We start from the raw sequence: 17,628 nt of genomic DNA on the forward strand, positions 1-17,628 counted from the left end.
GCCTTGCCAAACGCATTTCATAACGCCATGCTCGCTCCAGCAACATGACTGGGAAAATCGGTGGTAACTGGCATGAATGAAATGAGTAAAACCCTTTCCAACCTCGCAGCCGTCGATGCTGCTCACCATCTTCATCCTTTTTCAGACATGGGTAAGCTCAACGAGGCCGGAACTCGGATTATCGAGCGTGCCGAGGGCGTCTACATCTTTGACAGCAACGGCAAGAAATATCTCGATGCCTTTGCTGGCCTGTGGTGCGTGAACATCGGTTACGGCCGCAAGGAAATGGCGGAGGCGGTTTCTCGCCAGATGAACGAGCTACCCTATTACAACAGCTTTTTCGGTACCACGACCCCGCCAACCACCTTGCTGGCGCAGAAGATCGCCTCCCACACCGGCGGTCATATGAACCATGTGTTCTTCACCAATTCCGGCTCGGAAGCCACCGATACCTGGTTCCGCATGGCACGTGTTTACTGGAAGGCACTGGGCCATCCACAAAAGACCAAGATCATCGCGCGCCGCAATGGTTATCACGGTTCCACCGTGGCCGGTGCCTCGCTTGGCGGCATGAAGTGGATGCACGAGCAGGGCAACCTTCCGATTGAGGGCATCGCCCATATCGGCCAACCCTACTGGTATGCTGAAGGCGGTGATCTATCTCCCGCCGAGTTTGGCTTGAAAATGGCCAGCGAACTTGAAGCGAAGATCGATGAGCTGGGCGAAGACAATGTCGCAGCTTTCGTTGCTGAACCCATTCAGGGCGCGGGCGGTGTTATTGTGCCGCCAGATACCTATTGGCCGGAAATTGCCCGCATCTGCAAGGCGCGCAACATTCTGCTGGTATCCGACGAGGTCATCTGCGGTTTCGGCCGGCTCGGTTCATGGTTCGGTTTCCAGCATTTCGGTTACCAACCGGACCTCGCGCCGGTCGCCAAGGGACTGTCTTCTGGCTACCTGCCGATTGGCGGTGTGTTGGTGTCGGACCGTGTGGCGGAAGTGATGATCAAAGAAGTCGGTGACTTCAATCACGGCTTTACCTATTCCGGTCATCCGACATGCGCGGCGGCTGCGTTGGAAAATATCCGCATTCTGGAAGATGAGGGTCTGGTTGAGCGCGTTAGAGACGACATTGGGCCTTATTTTACTAAGGCATGGCAGAGCCTGGCCGATCATGAAATCGTCGGTGAGGCGGTCAATGTCGGTTTGATGGGCGGTTTACAGCTTGCTGTCGATAAAACCACGCGCCAGCGTTTTGCCAAACCGGACGATGTCGGCATTGTCGTGCGCAATCACTGCCTTGAAAACGGGTTGGTCATGCGTGCCACCGGCGACCGCATGCTGGCCTCACCAGCATTGACAATCAGCCATTCGGAAGTGGACCGCATTATCGAAACACTGCGCAAGGGGCTGGACCACCTTCGCGATACCGTCAAGGAATAAGACATTCCTTCTGGCGCTTAAGGAAAACCCCGCTTCATTGAAGCGGGGTTTTGTCTTTCTGGAATTATTGGAAGGCCGTTTCATAGAAACTGCGCAGCTTGCGGGAGTGCAGTTTTTCCGGCGGCATGGCCGCCAGCTTCTGCACCGCACGAATGCCGATCTGAAGATGTTGGGCAACCTGCGTTTTATAAAATGCGGTTGCCATGCCCGGCAGTTTCAACTCGCCATGCAGCGGTTTGTCTGAAACGCAAAGCAAGGTGCCGTAGGGAACACGGAAACGGAAACCATTGGCGGCAATGGTTGCCGATTCCATATCCAGTGCGATGGCGCGCGATTGCGAAAGCCGTTTGACTGGACCAGCCTGATCGCGCAGTTCCCAGTTACGGTTGTCAATCGTGGCAACGGTGCCGGTCCGCATGATGCGCTTCAGCTCAAAACCTTCGTAACCGGTAACTTCGGCCACAGCTGCCTCGAGTGCAACCTGCACTTCCGCCAATGCCGGAATTGGCACCCACACTGGGATATCATCATCCAGAACATGGTCTTCGCGCACATAGGCATGGGCCAGCACATAGTCGCCGAGGCGCTGGCTGTTGCGCAGGCCAGCGCAGTGACCAACCATCAGCCATGCATGCGGACGAAGGACGGCAATATGGTCGGTAATCGTCTTGGCGTTGGATGGTCCAACCCCAATATTGACCAGCGTGATACCAGCATGCCCCTTCTTTTTCAGATGGTAGGCAGGCATCTGTGGCAACCGCGACAGGGTCATGTCGGTTTCCGGGCGGTCTGAACCGGCATGGGTGATGATGTTGCCGGGTTCGACGAACTCCGTATAACCTTCACCGCCCTTGGCCATCAGGTCGCGCGCCCAGTTGGCAAACTCATCAATGTAGAATTGGTAGTTGGTGAACAGAACGAAGTTCTGGAAATGGTTTGCGCTCGTGGCCGTATAATGACTCAGACGCGCCAGCGAATAATCGACACGCTGTGCGGTGAACGGCGCCAGCGGCGCAGGCTCGCCGGATACCTGATCATATTCACCATTGGCGATCAGGTCGTCTGTATTGTTGAGATCCGGCGTATCGAACAGATCGCGCAGCGGCACATCGGAAAGAGACGATGTGGCGGAGGCCTCGACATGGGCGCCTTCGCCAAATGCGAAATGCAGCGGAATGGGCGTGGCCGATTCCGATACTGTAATCGGAACATTGTGGTTGCGCATCAACAGCTCAAGCTGCTCTTTCAGATAATGCCTGAACAGATGCGGACGGGTGATTGTTGTGGTGTAAATGCCGGGCGAAGTGACATGGCCGTAGGACAGGCGGGAATCCGCATGGCCAAAGCTGGTCGTTTCCATGCTGACCTGCGGATAGCAGGCGCGGTAACGGCCGGTTATCGGCGCACCCGCCGCAAGTGCGGTAAACGCATCAATCAAAAATTTGGTGTTGCGTTCGTAAAGCGCGGTCAGGGCCTCGACCGCCTCTTTGTGATCTGTAAAGACCTGCGGCGCATAGGGCTCAGGGCTTATGAAAGTAAGGGCTGATATAGAAGGGATTCGTGTGCTCATGAGGCATTATAGATACGCTATTGAGACACGCAAGCGACAGCACGCAGCAATGAAGTACAACGAGACTGTTATTTTTTATCTGTGAGTCCGGCGATCTCCACGGCCTGCAAACCCTGATGTTTTAGCCGAGTGCGCCGCGCTGCAGGCTCATCAAAAGAACAAAGCCAGCGCCTTTGTTCATCGCGCTACGTTCATTTTCTTTCATGGCGGCAAGCCCGGCAATGGGGCCGAGAAACATGGTGGCGATGAGAGCCAGACGAACACTGCTGTAAACCGCGCCGGAGAAGGTCTTGGTCATGGTATTTCGTCCTTCTCACAGAATGGTCGTGCAGTTGGTCTGGATGGATTGGGTGCAGGGCGTAATGGTGCCAATTTGCATACGCTGGAAATTACGGTGCGGATTGATGGCAAGTGCCGCAAACGACATCGCAAAAATGGCCATCAGCAAGGTAATGATCGTTAGACGCCGTATCAGAATTGCCATTGTCCGCTCCCCTTTGCGAATGTGATGCTATGGTTTTGCCACATTCGGTCTGAACCATTGCTGAGAGCCAAATTCATCTCGCGTTCAGAAGCATTAACAGGGCTGATAAGTGCAGATGTGCGCTTAACCATAAGGATTGCGCGGGCAATTTTCGGGGACTTTAAGCAAAGTGAGCCAGAATGGCAGGCGGTGCCATCCTGGCTCTTTCCCGTTATTGAACAGAAAACGTTCTAAAGCCTTGTCCAGGTCTGCGACTTGCACAGAACCTTTAGAACGCATCCTTTCATTTTCAGGGAATTGCCGGAAACACTGCCTGAACCACTATAGGTCTTGTCATTTGCAGGATCGGTGATTTCGCCGGAATACTCATTGCCGCTGCCGCTCATACGGCCAATCTGCTTGCCCGCATGTTTTCCAGTTTTCAGCGTTACGCAGAAAGCAGAGCCGCAAGAAGCGATCGTTGCCGTTTCACCGCTTTGGGTTTTCCAGTTTCCTTCGATATTTTCAGCCGCTAATGCCTGACCCGAAATCAGCAGTGCAGCAAGAAGTGCAATCCGTTTCATAAATCCTCCTCCGGTGTTTGACGGCCAAGCGCGCGCACGTGCCATCAACATCGTGTTCCTCCACACGAGTGGGCAATTTATAGTTTACGTTCACGTAAAAGGAAAGAAGGTTTGCTGCCGCTGACAGTGGTTTTCCACCCAGATAAACGCGGTGATTTATGCAAACGGAAAAATGGATGCTGTTTTTAAAGTTAGCAAAGGGTTGAAATCGGCCGGTAAAATTTTCGTAAAATTTTCGCGAAATCCCTTAATTCTCAGGCATAGCCATATTTAACAAAAACTCAAATTTACCAACTGTTTGGACTTTGTTTGTCTCAAATTAATCATGCATTTTAAGCGTCCGTTGAAGCGGCTTTGGCATAGTAAGCCCATCAAACGAGCAGGGAATAACCCGCCAAACCGGAAGGATACGCAAAGCCGCAGAAGACGGCGCGATCCTTTCGGAAGCCCGGATAAGGGGCAGCACAACGACTGAACCAAAACAGGCTTTAACAGGGATAGAAAAACAATGGCACGCTTTGAAATTCGCGATATCGAAACAGCAGCAATGGGCGGTGAAGCCCGCGCCGATGTGTTTTGCAATCTGGGTCTTATCTATGCCACAGGGCGCGGATGTGACGTTGATGTGGTTGCAGCCCACAAGTGGCTGAACATTGCAGCAATCAAAGGATCCGAGCGCGCAGCAAGCCTGCGTGCCGACCTGGCCCGCAATATGAGCAAGGCCGACCTGGCTGCGGCACTGCGTGCTGCACGTGAATGGATGACCATTCATTAATTGATCAGGCCAGAAAGGCCAAAACGAGATACCCAAGGGAGGGTAGAACGAAGATAACTCGCAAGAGGAACGCGGCGGGGAATTTGGGACGGACTGACAACACGCAAATGCTGAAGGGCAAATCCATTTGCGAAAATGTTGCAGAAAACCGAAGCTTGGCTGACACATCAAACCGCGACTGGCAGGAACAAGGCCAGCGCGGTTTTTTCTTGTTCAATGTTGCGTATGGAGCTGGCCGTATCAGGCCAGCTTTTTCAGCACTTTCGGCAGTGCTTCTTCGAAGAGATCAAGCGACGATTGAATGCCAGCGCTGACGCGAATGCAGCGGTTAAGCGGTGCAACTCCCGGCATGCGGATGAACACGCCGTGTTCCATCAGGCCATCAACGATAGCCTTGGCATAAACGCCGTCGCGACCACAATCGATGGTGACAAAATTGGTGGCGGAGGCCAGCGGCGACAGGGCATTGGCCTTGGCAATTGCCGAGATACGCGTGCGAGCCCCATCAATTTTCTGCACGACCTCATGCAGATAGGCCTGGTCATTCAGCGCGGCCAGTGCTGCGGCGACGGAAACCCGTGCCATGCCGAAGTGGTTGCGAATTTTGTCAAATGCCTGCACGTTTCCAAGTGTGCCGATCGCATAACCGACCCGGGCACCTGCCAGGCCATATGCCTTTGAGAACGTGCGCATTCTCAAGATATTCGGCAGGCCGATAAGTGCTTTAACGTCAGGCGTTGCACCCTTGGGTGCGGTTTCACAATAGGCTTCATCTAGAATGAGAAGACAATTGTCCGGCAAGGACTTCGCGAAATTCTCGACCTCGTTTGCGTTCCACCAGCTGCCCATCGGGTTATCTGGGTTGGCGAAGTAGACCAGCGGTGCGTTTTCACGCTTCACGGTATCAAGCAGACCATTTAGATCTTCGCGGTCATCCACATAAGGTGTTGTGACCAGGCGTCCGCCAAAACCGTTGATGTGGTAATTGAAGGTTGGGTACCCGCCAAATGACGTGACGACAGGGGTGCCGGGCTCAACGATAAGCCGGGCAATCTCACCCAACATACCATCCACGCCGCTGCCGACCGCAATATTGTCGCGCGATACGCCATGATGGATGGCCAGCGCTTCCTTCAGTTCAAAATTTTCCGGGTCGGCATACATCCACGTTTCAGTTGCCGCATTGCGCATAGCCTCCAGAACAGACGGCGCCGGGCCGAAGCTGCTTTCATTGGCGCCGATACGGGCTTTTACGGCCAAATGGCGATTACGCTCTATGGCTTCAGGCCCAACGAAGGGAACGGTTGATGGTAGGCTGGCGGCGAGGGGCGTAAAGCGGGAAAATGCGGACATTACAGACTATTCCGGTATCGATTTGAAATCGATGACACAATAGGTTGAAAACCATCCCGTGCAAGCCAAGTTTTTGTTGAAACTGTACGGACGTCAATGACTTTTGCGTCATACGACACCGCACAAATTTGCCCAAAATACAAAAAGCGAAGGTCATCAGGAATGACCTCCGCCTTGATCTTTTCAATGTGTCTGCACTTACAGGCTGGCGTCGAAACTCAGTCTCTGCACGTGGTGCAGGAATTCAGGATCGATCAGCATATTGAAGCCGATCACCGCTTTTTCTTCTTCGCGGCGGATCAGAGTGCAGCCAATTTCATCACGAATTCCGAGCAATTCGAGGAAGAAGTTATTGGGAATTTCCACCTCAGGGCTGACTTCGAGTTCAGCGCCGTAGAGTGAAATCGTCCTGACCAGGCAACGTACGCTGTCCTTGGTGCTCAGGTGGCGGCCGAGTACCACGATCTTGCCGGGGCGATCGATCGTGAACTTCTCGTACATCTCATCCTGAGGAACCGATTGCCGTGGATCAATTGTTACGTTCAATGGCATGACAACCTCCCATGATTGCCCATTATTTATATATGAAGGTACGCCCCAAGCATTGCTCCAAGCTTAATTGAATTTCTAAAATACAAAACAATGTGCATGATTTTGCCACACAACGACGCTCAGAATTGCTTCTGCGCAGTTGTTCTGTGTGGTTGGCTCCACGGGAGTTGACGCAAGGCGTACGCAGCGTTACGCCTTTGTCATGTAAGAAGCATGCGGTTCTGTTGAGGCCGAATCGTGATGTGGGGGAGTTGGTGTTGTGAGTGGCAGATTGGTCATTGTGGGGGCAGGGCAGGCGGCCTTCGCACTTGCTTCTAAACTGAGAGGGTTAAAGGATGATCGGCCCATCACAATCCTCGGCTCAGAAGATGTCCTGCCTTACCAACGTCCACCCTTATCCAAGAAATATCTTCTCGGTGACATGACCTTCGATCGGCTGCTATTTCGCCCTGAGCATTGGTACGCCGACCATAATGTTGAAATCAGAACGTCGGCGTGGGTTGAGGAAATCGACCGCACTGCAAAGACCGTTCGTCTGCAGGATGGCAGCACCGTAGTTTATGAAACACTGGTTTTGGCAACCGGGGCCGAACCGCGCAGTCTGCCACCTGGCATCGGTGGTGATTTGCAAGGCATTTTTACGGTTCGCGACAAGCACGACGCGGATCGCCTGATGAAAGAGATGCGTCCCGGCCGCCGCCTGCTGATTGTTGGAGGCGGTTACATCGGACTTGAGGCTGCGGCTGTTGCCCGCCATCTCGGCCTTGACGTCACATTGATTGAAATGGCGGATCGTATCCTTCAACGCGTTGCGGCGCGTGAAACTGCCGATGCCATCAGGGGAATCCACGTCTCGCATGGTGTTTCCATCAGGGAAAAAACCGGTTTGGTTCGTCTGAATGGCGACAACGGTCACGTGAAAACCGCGGAACTGTCAGACGGTTCTGTCATTGATGTGGATTTTGTGATTGCCGGTATCGGCGTGACGCCCAATGACCGCCTGGCGCGCGAAGCCGGGCTGGATGTCGCCAATGGCGTGGTTGTGGATGCCTTTACCCGCACATCGGACAGTTCAATTCATGCATTGGGCGATTGCGCAGTCTTGCCTTGGCAGGGCACGCAGATCCGGCTTGAATCCGTACAGAATGCAGTTGAGCAGGCAGAAGCCGCTGCTATCGTCTTGACCGGTGAGGATCGTCCCTATGATCCAAAACCGTGGTTCTGGTCCGATCAGTATGATGTAAAGCTTCAGATCGCCGGATTTAATGCTGGTTATGACGAAACCCTGGTGCGTGTCGGCACACGTGAGGGTAGTCTTTCCATTTGGTATTTCCGTCAGGGCCAGTTCATCGCCGTCGATGCGATCAATGATGCCAAAGCCTATGTCACTGGTAAAAAGATGCTCGAAAGCGGCATCAATCCGGACCGTATGATTCTTGCCGATACCTCAGCTGATCTCAAGCAGCTTCTTGTTTAAAGGAAAGTGCATGCCCGTCTCTGAAAATCGTTTCAAAACAGCCATTAAATCCGGAAAACCACAGATTGGTCTGTGGCTGGACACGGGTGAGGCAATCGCTGCCGAGATTGCCGGAACCTCAGGATTTGACTGGCTTGTCATTGATGGTGAGCACGGTCCGAATGACCTGCGCAGCATTATCGAACAGCTAAGGGCACTCTCCAGTTCTCCCGCAGAGCCCGTCGTACGTGTTCCCGTCGGTGACACCTGGATCATCAAGCAAATGCTCGATGCTGGCGCTCGCACACTTCTGGTGCCGATGGTTGATTCGGCGGAGCAGGCGAGAGAACTTGTGCGTGCAATTCATTACCCGCCCCACGGCATTCGTGGAGTAGGGGCAGCAGTTGCGCGTGCGTCAGCTTTCAACACGATTGATGACTATGCTGAAACGGCGGCTGAAGGTCTGTGTCTGCTGGTGCAGGTTGAAACCCGTGCAGCCATTGCCGATCTCGATAATATTCTCGCTATTGAAGGTGTCGACGGTGTGTTTATCGGCCCCGCGGACTTGGCAGCGGATCTTGGATATCTTGGTCGGATGGATGCACCGGAAGTGCAAGAGGTGATTGAAAATGCCATTACCAAGATTGTCTCAGCAGGTAAGGCGGCTGGTATCCTGACCTTCAATGAGACTTTCAACCGCCGTTACCTTGAACTCGGCGCGACTTTCGTTGCTGTTGGCGCGGATGTGTTCGAGTTTGCTACTGCGCTTAGAAACCTGTCTGCTCGCTATAAGGCGGGCTCTTCAGCGACAAAAAGCCCGGCCAAGGGATATTAAAGGACGAGACGGAGTATAAAATGACTTCGTCAACTGCCCCCCGATAGGGGTTTCTGCTTCAGTCATCATTGCTGGCGTTCAGTTTTTCCGGTGGAATGCCCTGATCGCCAGAATGCAAATAGCCCTCATTTAACAGCCAGTTGCGCAGGATCTGCCGTATAGCGTCATCTCGGTGCATCTGCCGCGATGACGCAAAGGACATCAATGCTTCCTCGAGTTCCGGCTCGAATACTTTCGTCTTGTCCGTTTGCATGATTGGTATTCCTCCCCGCTTTCTAAATCCCAACGTCAAAAAGGGGCGGTAAACGCCCCTTTGATATCGTGTCTTGCGGTCTTACGGCAGACGCCAGCGCGATGTAGGCTGGTTCGAGTTGCTGTTGGCGATAAAATAGCCAAGCGCAAATCCGATAACGCCAACTGTCGTCAAAAGCGATGTCGCTGTACCTGGGTTTTCCTTGACCGCTTCGACGACATTGTAGCCTTGTTCACGTACATTCTGGGCTGCTTTGCGCACCCGGCCGCTGGCGTCGTCAACGACTTCAGCAGCGGTTTCAGAAAAACTTCCGGCTCGTGCCGACACTGACTTTGTCAGTGAATCAATCTGCGACCGCAGTTCTGCAATCTGGGTTTCAATCGTGTCTTCCACGACATTGAGTTTGGTTTGTGCCATTACCAATCACCTCATATGGTTACGGGGAAAGAACGGCCGGACCTACTATTTGGTTCCACTGGGGGATCGTATTTGTCGGGTTGTATTTTGGTTTGAAGTGAAAAGCATTCGACCTGCCGCGCGCCAAACAGGGCAGGGCAGGTCGAATCTATTTCAAGCGGACAGCCGGTAAACTGTAGCGTATGATTTACTTAACGTGCCGTTCCAAGACGGGCAGGCACATATCGAGATCGTGTGACGCCAGATGCGCATAACGCATTGTCATCTGGAGTGTCTGATGGCCGAGCCACATTTGCACACGCCTGATATCAATGCCGCCCTGAACCAGCCGCGACGCACATGTATGTCGCAAGATGTGCGGAACAACATTGTCATCACTTCCAAGCCCGACCGTGTGGCGAGCCGCGTGCCAGCTTGTCCGGAACCGTTGCTGATCAATGCCGGCAAACGGACCTTTCCCGCGCTTCTCAGATGCAAAAACCGCATCATAGGCACGTGCAGTCAGCGGTACTGATCGGCTACGGCCGGATTTGGTCACCCAGAATGTTGCACGTCTTTCGACGATATCACCCCATTGTAGCCCCAGACCTTCTCCAAGACGTGCGCCGGTATCGACGAGAAAAATACAAAGTCGTTGATAGACGTCTGATTCTTTTCCGATGGCCTCAAAAAGGCGTCGCTCTTCTTCATGATCAAGAAAGCGAATACGCCCGGCCTTTTCCTTCTCTCGCCGGAATTCCGGCAAGCTGTGGATATCCCCCATTTTATGCGCCTTGCGTAGCAACTTTCGCAGCGCAGCCATCTTTCTGTTGATGGTGGCATTGCTGTTGCCGCGATTACGCAGCTTTCCAATCAGGCCATCCAGCATATCCTGAGAAAATACAGTAAATAACGGATTTTCTAAAATTTCATGCAATTCGCCAATGAAATTATTGACGTTGTATTTATGGCTTCCAGGCTGCCACAGAATGTCCCCGTAGCGCTCGAGCAAACCTTTTAATGAAATTTCCCTGACGAGCTTTGCTGCTGTCGTTAAATTGTAACGATATGGGAAATCATAGGACGCATAGTCCCTCGAAATACCCGTATCTTTGGCCGCGTTTAATTGCTGCATAAAATATGCTCCTTTACCCCCTTTCCGCCAATGACCATGGCCGGTTAAAATTTCATAAAATGCAAACTATCTTCGCATTTTAGGACGTTTCGATTTTTATGCGCCCGCAACAAAAACGGACCCATAAAGCAGCCGATGCATTTCCCGCTTCCCCAAGCATGTCGGCCTTTGTGAGCGAAGATGAATAATCCGTAATGAAAAATTCACCACGCTTACGAATTGAGCAAGTGATGTAGCTCAAAACGAAGAAGCCCGGCATTGCTGCCGGGCTTCACTGACATTAGTCAGATTAGAACGAACGGGTCAGGCGAACCCAACCAGACGTGTTGTCGTCGCCATCGTCTGGGCTTACGTAGTCAACAGTCGCGCCGACCTTAAGACCCTTTGCGAGCTGGTATTCAGCCAGCAAGCCAACGCCCCAGATGTCGTTGTTGGACTGTGTGCTCCAGTAAGCAGCAGACGGAGTGATCGTCAGCTTGTCTGTAGCCTTGAGAGCGTACGAACCGGAAACAGTCCACTCGTATGTCGAACCACCGAAGCCGTCTACGTATGCGGTGTCGCCGGAAGCCCAGCCAACAGCAACGTTCAGTTCGCCTGGGCCAACTGGAGCAACGAGAGTTGCGTACAGAGCGCCTTCTTCGGTTTCGAGGTCGTAAACGCCGCGCAGAGCGAGGTTTGCTGCACCGAAGTCAACCTGTGCGTAGCCTTCAAGGCCAAGCTCAGAGCCAGCTGCACCTGTGTATTCGCCAGACAGGTCGTCTACACCGAGACCGATGCGGAACGAGCCAGCGTCGTACAGGTAGCTGATGGTGTTGAAGTTGGAAGCATCAGCAAAAGCGTCGAGTTCACCGTTGATGCCGGTGTCATCCCACCATGTCAAAGCCTTACCAGCCTTCAGGCCACCGATTGTGATGTAACCCTGCTCGAGTTCAACATTGTTAACGCCATCGCGTGGGGCGTAGTTGCCCTGCAGACGGATGTATGTGCCGATGGTGCCGAGCTCAGAGTCTGTCTTCGTGTCGAAGAATACGCGAGCACGAGTTGCAGTGTTCCAGTCGCTGGTGCGTGGGCCGGTTGCTACGCCATCTACTACAGGGCCACTACGGCCGCCGATGTCTTCACCGAAAGCTACGGTGAAACGAACTTCACCACCGATGCGCAGGCAGGTTTCGGTGCCTGGGATGTAGAAGTAGCCAGCGCCGAAAGCGTCGCAAACGCGAACGTATTCCAGGGGCTCTGGCTCAGCAGCGACGATAGCGTCAGCGGCCTGTGCGCCAGAAACTGCTGCGAGAGCTGCAGCGGAGCCGATGAGAAGGCTCTTGATGTTCATATTGACCTCCAGTCAAGTTTGACTAGAGGTGTCAAAAATCACCAAAAATTGCAGAAAAATGCCGGTTTTTGCAGAGTTCTTTGCTTTTGGAGATTTCAGCGAGAGAAAAATGTGCCCGAAGAAAAACAGGAGATGAATGCGAAGTCGCATCGCGTATAATGAGGGGAATTATTTTGGGAAATCAAAATGATGGCGGAGAGGATGGGATTCGAACCCACGATACGCTTTTGACGTATACTCCCTTAGCAGGGGAGCGCCTTCGACCACTCGGCCACCTCTCCGGTGCGGCCTGATTATTGCGTAACTTTTTTGAATGCAAGGCCTTTTATCATTATCAACGAAAAACACTGCGCTTTCTTCACAGGGAGAGGCCTCATGCGCGCGTCATATATAGGATGGTGCGTTTACAGGACGGATTTTGAAAAGAATCACCCAACACTCCAGCAACAGAATCGTGGATGATTCTCAAAATTTTGTGGTGAGACAGCTGTTAGGACCTGTGAACCAGCTGCGTGCGATCAGCTGCCCGTGACCGCTTGGCCATCGAAAACACCAGGCTTTTAGCCCTGGAAACCCCTGAAAACGTGCTGAAAGAATACGAAACCTCGAAATGTCCTCCTGTTAAGTGACGGATTCAAAATGTTTTTATTAAGAAGTCGTAAACCTTTTCCACTGCCGGAACCATGTTTTGTGTCCTTTGCGCAACAGCGTGGGATGAAGCAACACAGGAAAGTGCGTTTACGTGAAGATGGTGATTGCATGCGCGGGTTCGTTTTGTATTTTCAACATCAGGAAGCGCGGCGGTGGATCGTCCGTTTCTTAAATCGACGGGAATGGGGCAGGGAATGCTGTCCTTCAGCTAAGAACCCAGACCCTTGTGAAACTTGACTGGAGGTCAATATGAACATCAAGAGCCTTCTCATCGGCTCCGCTGCAGCTCTCGCAGCAGTTTCTGGCGCACAGGCCGCTGACGCTATCGTCGCTGCTGAGCCAGAGCCCCTGGAATACGTTCGCGTTTGCGACGCTTTCGGCGCTGGCTACTTCTACATCCCAGGCACTGAAACCTGCCTGCGCATCGGTGGTGAAGTTCGTTTCACCGTTGGTTTCGGTGAAGACGTTGGTGCAGACGAAACTAGCGACTGGTACTCCGCTACTCGTGGCCGCGTATTCTTCGACACGAAGTCTGACTCCGAACTCGGCACCATCGGCACATACATCCGTCTGCAGGGCAACTACAGCTCTGAAGGTGGCGTTCCTTCCTCTGGCGTTTCGCTCGAGCAGGCTTACATCACTGTTGGCGGCCTGAAGGCTGGTAAGGCTCTCACATGGTGGGATGACATCGGTATCAACGGCGAACTCGACGCTTTCGATAACGCAACCAACTTCAACACCATCAGCTACCTGTACGACGCTGGCGCGTTCCGCATCGGTCTCGGTGTAGACGACATCTCCAACGTTTGGGTTGGCGCTCCTGGCAACGAAATCGGCTTCCAGGCTTATGCCCAGGTTGACTTCGGCGCTTCGAACCTCGCTCTGCGCGGCGTTTACGACACTGAAGCTGAAGAAGGCGCATTGTACGCAACTCTCGTTGCTCCAATCGGCCCAGGCGAACTGAACATCGGCGCTGGTTGGTCTTCTGGCGTTAACGCCTACGTTGGTTCTTACCGCGACCTCGGCCTCACTTCTGGCTGGTCTTACGAGTGGACTGTTTCCGCCTCTTACGCCCTCAAGGCTACAGACAAGCTGACGATCACTCCATCGGCTGCTTACTGGGAAACCGAAAACAACGACGACATCTGGGGCGTTGGCTTGCTGGCTGAATACCAGCTCGCAACTGGCCTGAAGGTCGGCGCGACTGTCGACTACAAGGACTCCGACCTGCTCGGCGACAACACTTCTGGTTGGGTTCGTCTGACCCGTTCGTTCTAATCTGACGTTGAGTCGATTAGTGAAAGCCCGGCAGCAATGCCGGGCTTTTATGCTTTGAAAGATGTGTCGCTTGTAAAGTTGAGGTTGTCGGTATGCCTGCGGCAGTGCCGCGCACCTGCGTTCGCTGGTTTCAATATAAGGACAGCCCCATATATTGCTGCGCCACAGCGTCTCTATGATGCTCGACGAATTTCGATGCGAATGCGCTCGATAGCGCACGACATTAAAGACACTGAAAAGTGACAGTCAAAAAAATGGGGACGGAGCATTTGGCAACGTTTTGATTCGTTGTGAGATGACTGTGCTTAACGACCGTTTCTCAGGTCGTAGACAATGTCGGACTTCTGCCCCAGCCTTGTTTTGTAGACCTGATAATTCTCCATCACCCGCTGCACGTAATTGCGGGTTTCAGGGAAGGGGATACGTTCAATCCAGTCAACAACCTCATCGATCGGCTTGCCGCGCGGGTCGCCGTAGCGCGTAATCCATTCGGGAACACGTTTTGGCCCGGCATTATATGCAATGAAGGTCAGGATGTAGGATCCGCCAAACGCATCGATTTGTTCGCCGAGGTAATGAGCGCCGAGCGTCGCATTATATCCTGCGTCACTTGTCAGCTTCGCTGGCGTAAAGGTCAGGCCATGGCGGTTTGCAACGCCTTTGGCTGTTCCTGGCAGAAGCTGCAGCAGGCCACGGGCATCGGCCGGCGATATAGCGGCCGGGTTAAACGCGCTTTCCTGTCTGGCAATCGCATAGGCCAAAGCCTTGCCGGAGCCGGCAATGTTGGCGCTGTCAGGGATGACGCCAAGCGGATAGGCCAGTGCTGCAGCGTCGATACCGCGTGAAAAGGCGGTTTTGCCAATCTGCAGCGATACCTGATGGTTACCGTTACGCTCGGCACGTGCCGCCAGAATTGCAAGTTCGCCGGCACTGTCCAATTGTTGAGAAAGCGCCCGGTACAGGCTGTCAGCTCTCCAGTTGTATCCGGCGGCCTCGAGACGGTCTATTGCCCGCACCGCTTCGCGAGAGGCAAATACCTGTCTGTCAGTATTACTAGGGGTTGGGTAAGTGACATTGAGCGTTTTCACGCCGATTCGTGCCGCCGCTAACTGACCATAAAACGTGCCGGGATGGTTCGCCGCTCTCGCAAAATAGTCGCGTGCATTTCCTGGCGCGCCAGCTTCTGCGGCACGGCCAAGCCAGTAATAGGCACGGGATGCGGAGAGAGGGCGATTGGACGTATCAAGCAGCTTCTGGAAATGTTTTTCGGCGGTCTTGGGATCATTCAGCGCACGCAGCGCGTACCAACCGGCATGAAACTCTGCGTCCGCAACATCGGTTGGAGATGTGGCGGCGTGGTTTGCAACGATACGATAGGCCTGCCTGAAATCCCCAAGATCAGTCAGGCCGCGAGCGATGATACGCTGCTCGTTCCACCATTCCCCGGGATTGACGAGTTTTGCCTTGTCCTGTGGCATTTGCTCGAGCAGCTTGGCAGCTTCAGGATATTTCTGCTGGCTGCGCAAATATTCGACGCGGGCAAACAGATAGGCCGTATCACTCCCCCATGATTTGTCCACGGCGCTGAGCAGTGACGGCGCATTGCTGGAGCGCTGCAAAACGGCAGCCCAAGCCTTGTAAAGCGACTGCGCCCTGCCGAGATCTCCGAATCGCTTAGCCTGACTAATCCGGCTGCGATACATCAGGTAATCCATGCGGGCCTTGTGATCAGCGCTGGTCAGCAGAGATGAAAACTCGTGTAAGACCTGATCCTCAAGATCCTTGTCCATACCCTCGCGCAGCCAGATACGGCGAATATTGGCCGCGGCTTCATTTGCCTTGCCGGTGGCCATCAAAGCCCGCGAAAGAATAATGGCGCCTTCGGCTGTCTCCGGCTGGCTTTTGCCGAATGATGCCAGAACCTGAGCTGTCGGTGGATTTTCGCGCAGCAGCGCCCGTTCCGAGTTGGAGCGGAATGCTGCAACACCCGGCCAGCCCTTTAGCTCGCGTTGTGCTGTAGCGATTTCAGAGGAAGGTACTTCTTTCATGCCGGAAACGGCAATCGCCCAAGTCAGAATGTGCCGGTCCAGACTGTCTGCTGCCAAACCGTTGCGAATCGCGATGGCGCGAGCCGCATCACGAGATGATAGGGCATCCAGTCCGCTTTTCAGGTCGGACACATCACCGGGTCGGCTCGTGCGGGGAATAGCACCGGTAATAATTTCAGGATTGGGGGCTGCAAACGGGGCAGGGGCATTGGGACGAACGTAAGGCAGTGGCGCCGATGTCGGCAGGGTAGCGGCGTCCGGCACAGGTGATGCAAAGGCATGCCACACACCTGCGCTTAAACTCGCCGCCAAAAAGGTTATCGCCGTCTTCTTCATTCCGTCACTCGCAACTTTGGAAATTCACCTTCCATTAACCGCCTGCTGCATTAACGAAACCTTACTCCACTGCTTCAAATTCGATCAAATATCTTTGAGCGAACCGTGCAGGCGTAATCAGACCAGTTTGAGAAATAAAACTGTCACATGATTTTGTTTTTAGCAGAAAATAGCGCCCTTGCATGCTTGTCGGTTGGTAAGACCGGAACTAATGTGTGGCGGTTTTAACCATGGAAATGCGGCTGAAGCGTGGATAGCCAGTCGCAAGGAGCTTTGTATGTTCAAGGGATCCATTCCCGCCCTCATTACTCCGTTTACCGCCTCAGGCGAGGTAGATGAAACGGCTTTCGCCGCTCACGTCGAGTGGCAGATTGCGGAAGGCAGCAGCGGCCTTGTGCCGGTTGGCACGACGGGAGAGTCGCCAACCCTTTCCCATGACGAGCACAAACGTGTCGTCGAGCTGTGTGTGGAGGTCGCGGACAAACGGGTTCCAGTGATCGCAGGTGCCGGTTCTAACAACACCAGCGAAGCCATCGAGCTTGCAAAGCACGCGCAGGACGTTGGTGCTGACGCAGTGCTGGTGGTGACACCTTATTATAACAAACCAACGCAGAAGGGGCTCGTCGCTCACTTCTCGGCTATTGCCGAAGCTGTGAGCCTGCCTATCGTCATTTACAACATTCCGCCGCGCTCAGTCATCGACATGAGCCCGGAGACGATGGGTGCGCTTGCCAAGGCACACAAAAACATTGTCGGCGTTAAAGACGCTACTGGTAAGATTGAACGTGTATCCGAGCAGCGCATTTGCTGCGGCAAGGACTTTGTTCAGCTATCCGGTGAAGATGCCACAGCGCTTGGCTTTAACGCTCATGGTGGTGTTGGCTGCATTTCGGTCACTGCAAACGTTGCTCCCCGCTTGAGCGCAGAGTTCCAAGCCGCCATGCTGGCTGGCAACTATGCTCTCGCACTGGATTATCAGGATCGTCTGATGCCGCTGCACAAGGCAATCTTCATGGAGCCAGGCGTTTGTGGTGCAAAATATGCACTTTCGAGAATTCGTGGCATCAACCGCACCGTCCGCTCTCCGCTGATGAGTTCGCTGGAGCCAGCGACCGAAAGCGCAATCGACGCCGCGCTGAAACACGCAGGACTTATCAATTGATATCAACT

At 53.6% G+C, this 17,628-nt stretch carries 17 protein-coding genes and 1 tRNA gene; 6 read left to right on the forward strand and 12 right to left on the reverse strand.

Features of this window, described 5'->3' with window-relative positions:
* The first annotated feature begins 72 nt into the window (after positions 1-72).
* Positions 73-1,443, forward strand: a complete 1,371-nt coding sequence (locus ACZ5FM_RS03630) for an aspartate aminotransferase family protein (protein ID WP_464039749.1) — start codon at positions 73-75, stop codon at positions 1,441-1,443.
* Between the two features lie 64 nt (positions 1,444-1,507).
* On the opposite strand, the gene amn is transcribed toward ACZ5FM_RS03630, so the two are convergent.
* From amn to ACZ5FM_RS03650, 4 genes are all read right to left on the reverse strand, one after another.
* Complete coding sequence (amn, locus tag ACZ5FM_RS03635) at positions 1,508-3,013, reverse strand: AMP nucleosidase (RefSeq protein WP_192487360.1); 1,506 nt, start codon at positions 3,011-3,013, stop codon at positions 1,508-1,510.
* A 121-nt stretch (positions 3,014-3,134) separates the two neighbouring features.
* Entirely contained in the window at positions 3,135-3,311 is a 177-nt protein-coding gene (locus ACZ5FM_RS03640) for a hypothetical protein (RefSeq protein WP_275640764.1), read from the reverse strand.
* Between the two features lie 15 nt (positions 3,312-3,326).
* A complete protein-coding gene (locus ACZ5FM_RS03645; protein ID WP_259145496.1) occupies positions 3,327-3,497 on the reverse strand; it encodes a hypothetical protein in 171 nt (56 codons plus the stop codon).
* 230 nt (positions 3,498-3,727) lie between these two features.
* The gene (locus ACZ5FM_RS03650) at positions 3,728-4,060 is read right to left on the reverse strand and encodes a DUF2147 domain-containing protein (RefSeq protein WP_250983005.1); all 333 of its coding nucleotides are present in this window, start codon (positions 4,058-4,060) and stop codon (positions 3,728-3,730) included.
* Between the two features lie 508 nt (positions 4,061-4,568).
* On the opposite strand from ACZ5FM_RS03650, the gene ACZ5FM_RS03655 reads away from it, so the two are divergent.
* Complete coding sequence (locus ACZ5FM_RS03655; protein ID WP_192487364.1) at positions 4,569-4,835, forward strand: sel1 repeat family protein; 267 nt, start codon at positions 4,569-4,571, stop codon at positions 4,833-4,835.
* A gap of 240 nt (positions 4,836-5,075) precedes the next feature.
* Here the strand turns inward: ACZ5FM_RS03655 and ACZ5FM_RS03660 are convergent, their stop codons facing one another.
* Positions 5,076-6,188 (reverse strand): pyridoxal phosphate-dependent aminotransferase, encoded by a 1,113-nt coding sequence (locus ACZ5FM_RS03660; protein ID WP_464039750.1) that lies wholly within the window; start codon positions 6,186-6,188, stop codon positions 5,076-5,078.
* Between the two features lie 198 nt (positions 6,189-6,386).
* Positions 6,387-6,740 carry a hypothetical protein gene (locus tag ACZ5FM_RS03665; RefSeq protein ID WP_246787643.1) on the reverse strand — a complete coding sequence of 118 codons (354 nt, stop codon included), beginning with the start codon at positions 6,738-6,740 and terminating at the stop codon, positions 6,387-6,389.
* A gap of 259 nt (positions 6,741-6,999) precedes the next feature.
* On the opposite strand from ACZ5FM_RS03665, the gene ACZ5FM_RS03670 reads away from it, so the two are divergent.
* Positions 7,000-8,217: an NAD(P)/FAD-dependent oxidoreductase gene (locus tag ACZ5FM_RS03670; RefSeq protein ID WP_464039751.1), complete on the forward strand. Its 1,218-nt coding sequence runs from the start codon at positions 7,000-7,002 to the stop codon at positions 8,215-8,217.
* A gap of 10 nt (positions 8,218-8,227) precedes the next feature.
* A complete protein-coding gene (locus ACZ5FM_RS03675) occupies positions 8,228-9,031 on the forward strand; it encodes an aldolase/citrate lyase family protein (protein ID WP_464039753.1) in 804 nt (267 codons plus the stop codon).
* A 58-nt stretch (positions 9,032-9,089) separates the two neighbouring features.
* Here the strand turns inward: ACZ5FM_RS03675 and ACZ5FM_RS03680 are convergent, their stop codons facing one another.
* From ACZ5FM_RS03680 to ACZ5FM_RS03700, 5 genes are all read right to left on the reverse strand, one after another.
* On the reverse strand, positions 9,090-9,284 hold the full coding sequence (locus tag ACZ5FM_RS03680) for a hypothetical protein (protein ID WP_312943572.1): 195 nt from the start codon (positions 9,282-9,284) through the stop codon (positions 9,090-9,092).
* A gap of 81 nt (positions 9,285-9,365) precedes the next feature.
* Entirely contained in the window at positions 9,366-9,701 is a 336-nt protein-coding gene (locus ACZ5FM_RS03685; RefSeq protein ID WP_464039754.1) for a hypothetical protein, read from the reverse strand.
* Between the two features lie 187 nt (positions 9,702-9,888).
* Complete coding sequence (locus ACZ5FM_RS03690; RefSeq protein WP_464039755.1) at positions 9,889-10,815, reverse strand: tyrosine-type recombinase/integrase; 927 nt, start codon at positions 10,813-10,815, stop codon at positions 9,889-9,891.
* Positions 10,816-11,104: 289 nt separating this feature from the next.
* A complete protein-coding gene (locus tag ACZ5FM_RS03695) occupies positions 11,105-12,145 on the reverse strand; it encodes a porin (protein WP_464039756.1) in 1,041 nt (346 codons plus the stop codon).
* Between the two features lie 190 nt (positions 12,146-12,335).
* Positions 12,336-12,426 (reverse strand) — tRNA-Ser (locus ACZ5FM_RS03700).
* 619 nt (positions 12,427-13,045) lie between these two features.
* On the opposite strand from ACZ5FM_RS03700, the gene ACZ5FM_RS03705 reads away from it, so the two are divergent.
* Positions 13,046-14,074 (forward strand): porin, encoded by a 1,029-nt coding sequence (locus ACZ5FM_RS03705; protein ID WP_275640771.1) that lies wholly within the window; start codon positions 13,046-13,048, stop codon positions 14,072-14,074.
* Between the two features lie 305 nt (positions 14,075-14,379).
* Here ACZ5FM_RS03705 and ACZ5FM_RS03710 read toward each other — a convergent pair whose 3' ends face one another.
* A complete protein-coding gene (locus ACZ5FM_RS03710) occupies positions 14,380-16,458 on the reverse strand; it encodes a lytic transglycosylase domain-containing protein (RefSeq protein ID WP_464039757.1) in 2,079 nt (692 codons plus the stop codon).
* A gap of 277 nt (positions 16,459-16,735) precedes the next feature.
* On the opposite strand from ACZ5FM_RS03710, the gene dapA reads away from it, so the two are divergent.
* Positions 16,736-17,620: a 4-hydroxy-tetrahydrodipicolinate synthase gene (gene dapA, locus ACZ5FM_RS03715; RefSeq protein WP_464039758.1), complete on the forward strand. Its 885-nt coding sequence runs from the start codon at positions 16,736-16,738 to the stop codon at positions 17,618-17,620.
* Positions 17,621-17,628: the final 8 nt, after the last annotated feature.

Source organism: Agrobacterium sp. 5Ca50, assembly GCF_055381905.1.

What these genes read in the sequence shown, in the direction of transcription:
- ACZ5FM_RS03710 (WP_464039757.1), bottom strand. Translation starts at nt 16,458, where the DNA reads ATGAAGAAGACGGCGATAACCTTTTTGGCGGCGAGTTTAAGCGCAGGT.
- ACZ5FM_RS03690 (WP_464039755.1), bottom strand. Translation starts at nt 10,815, where the DNA reads ATGCAGCAATTAAACGCGGCCAAAGATACGGGTATTTCGAGGGACTAT.
- ACZ5FM_RS03685 (WP_464039754.1), bottom strand. Translation starts at nt 9,701, where the DNA reads ATGGCACAAACCAAACTCAATGTCGTGGAAGACACGATTGAAACCCAG.
- ACZ5FM_RS03645 (WP_259145496.1), bottom strand. Translation starts at nt 3,497, where the DNA reads ATGGCAATTCTGATACGGCGTCTAACGATCATTACCTTGCTGATGGCC.
- ACZ5FM_RS03630 (WP_464039749.1), top strand. Translation starts at nt 73, where the DNA reads ATGAATGAAATGAGTAAAACCCTTTCCAACCTCGCAGCCGTCGATGCT.
- ACZ5FM_RS03675 (WP_464039753.1), top strand. Translation starts at nt 8,228, where the DNA reads ATGCCCGTCTCTGAAAATCGTTTCAAAACAGCCATTAAATCCGGAAAA.
- amn (WP_192487360.1), bottom strand. Translation starts at nt 3,013, where the DNA reads ATGAGCACACGAATCCCTTCTATATCAGCCCTTACTTTCATAAGCCCT.
- dapA (WP_464039758.1), top strand. Translation starts at nt 16,736, where the DNA reads ATGTTCAAGGGATCCATTCCCGCCCTCATTACTCCGTTTACCGCCTCA.
- ACZ5FM_RS03695 (WP_464039756.1), bottom strand. Translation starts at nt 12,145, where the DNA reads ATGAACATCAAGAGCCTTCTCATCGGCTCCGCTGCAGCTCTCGCAGCA.
- ACZ5FM_RS03655 (WP_192487364.1), top strand. Translation starts at nt 4,569, where the DNA reads ATGGCACGCTTTGAAATTCGCGATATCGAAACAGCAGCAATGGGCGGT.
- ACZ5FM_RS03660 (WP_464039750.1), bottom strand. Translation starts at nt 6,188, where the DNA reads ATGTCCGCATTTTCCCGCTTTACGCCCCTCGCCGCCAGCCTACCATCA.
- ACZ5FM_RS03665 (WP_246787643.1), bottom strand. Translation starts at nt 6,740, where the DNA reads ATGCCATTGAACGTAACAATTGATCCACGGCAATCGGTTCCTCAGGAT.
- ACZ5FM_RS03640 (WP_275640764.1), bottom strand. Translation starts at nt 3,311, where the DNA reads ATGACCAAGACCTTCTCCGGCGCGGTTTACAGCAGTGTTCGTCTGGCT.
- ACZ5FM_RS03705 (WP_275640771.1), top strand. Translation starts at nt 13,046, where the DNA reads ATGAACATCAAGAGCCTTCTCATCGGCTCCGCTGCAGCTCTCGCAGCA.
- ACZ5FM_RS03680 (WP_312943572.1), bottom strand. Translation starts at nt 9,284, where the DNA reads ATGCAAACGGACAAGACGAAAGTATTCGAGCCGGAACTCGAGGAAGCA.
- ACZ5FM_RS03650 (WP_250983005.1), bottom strand. Translation starts at nt 4,060, where the DNA reads ATGAAACGGATTGCACTTCTTGCTGCACTGCTGATTTCGGGTCAGGCA.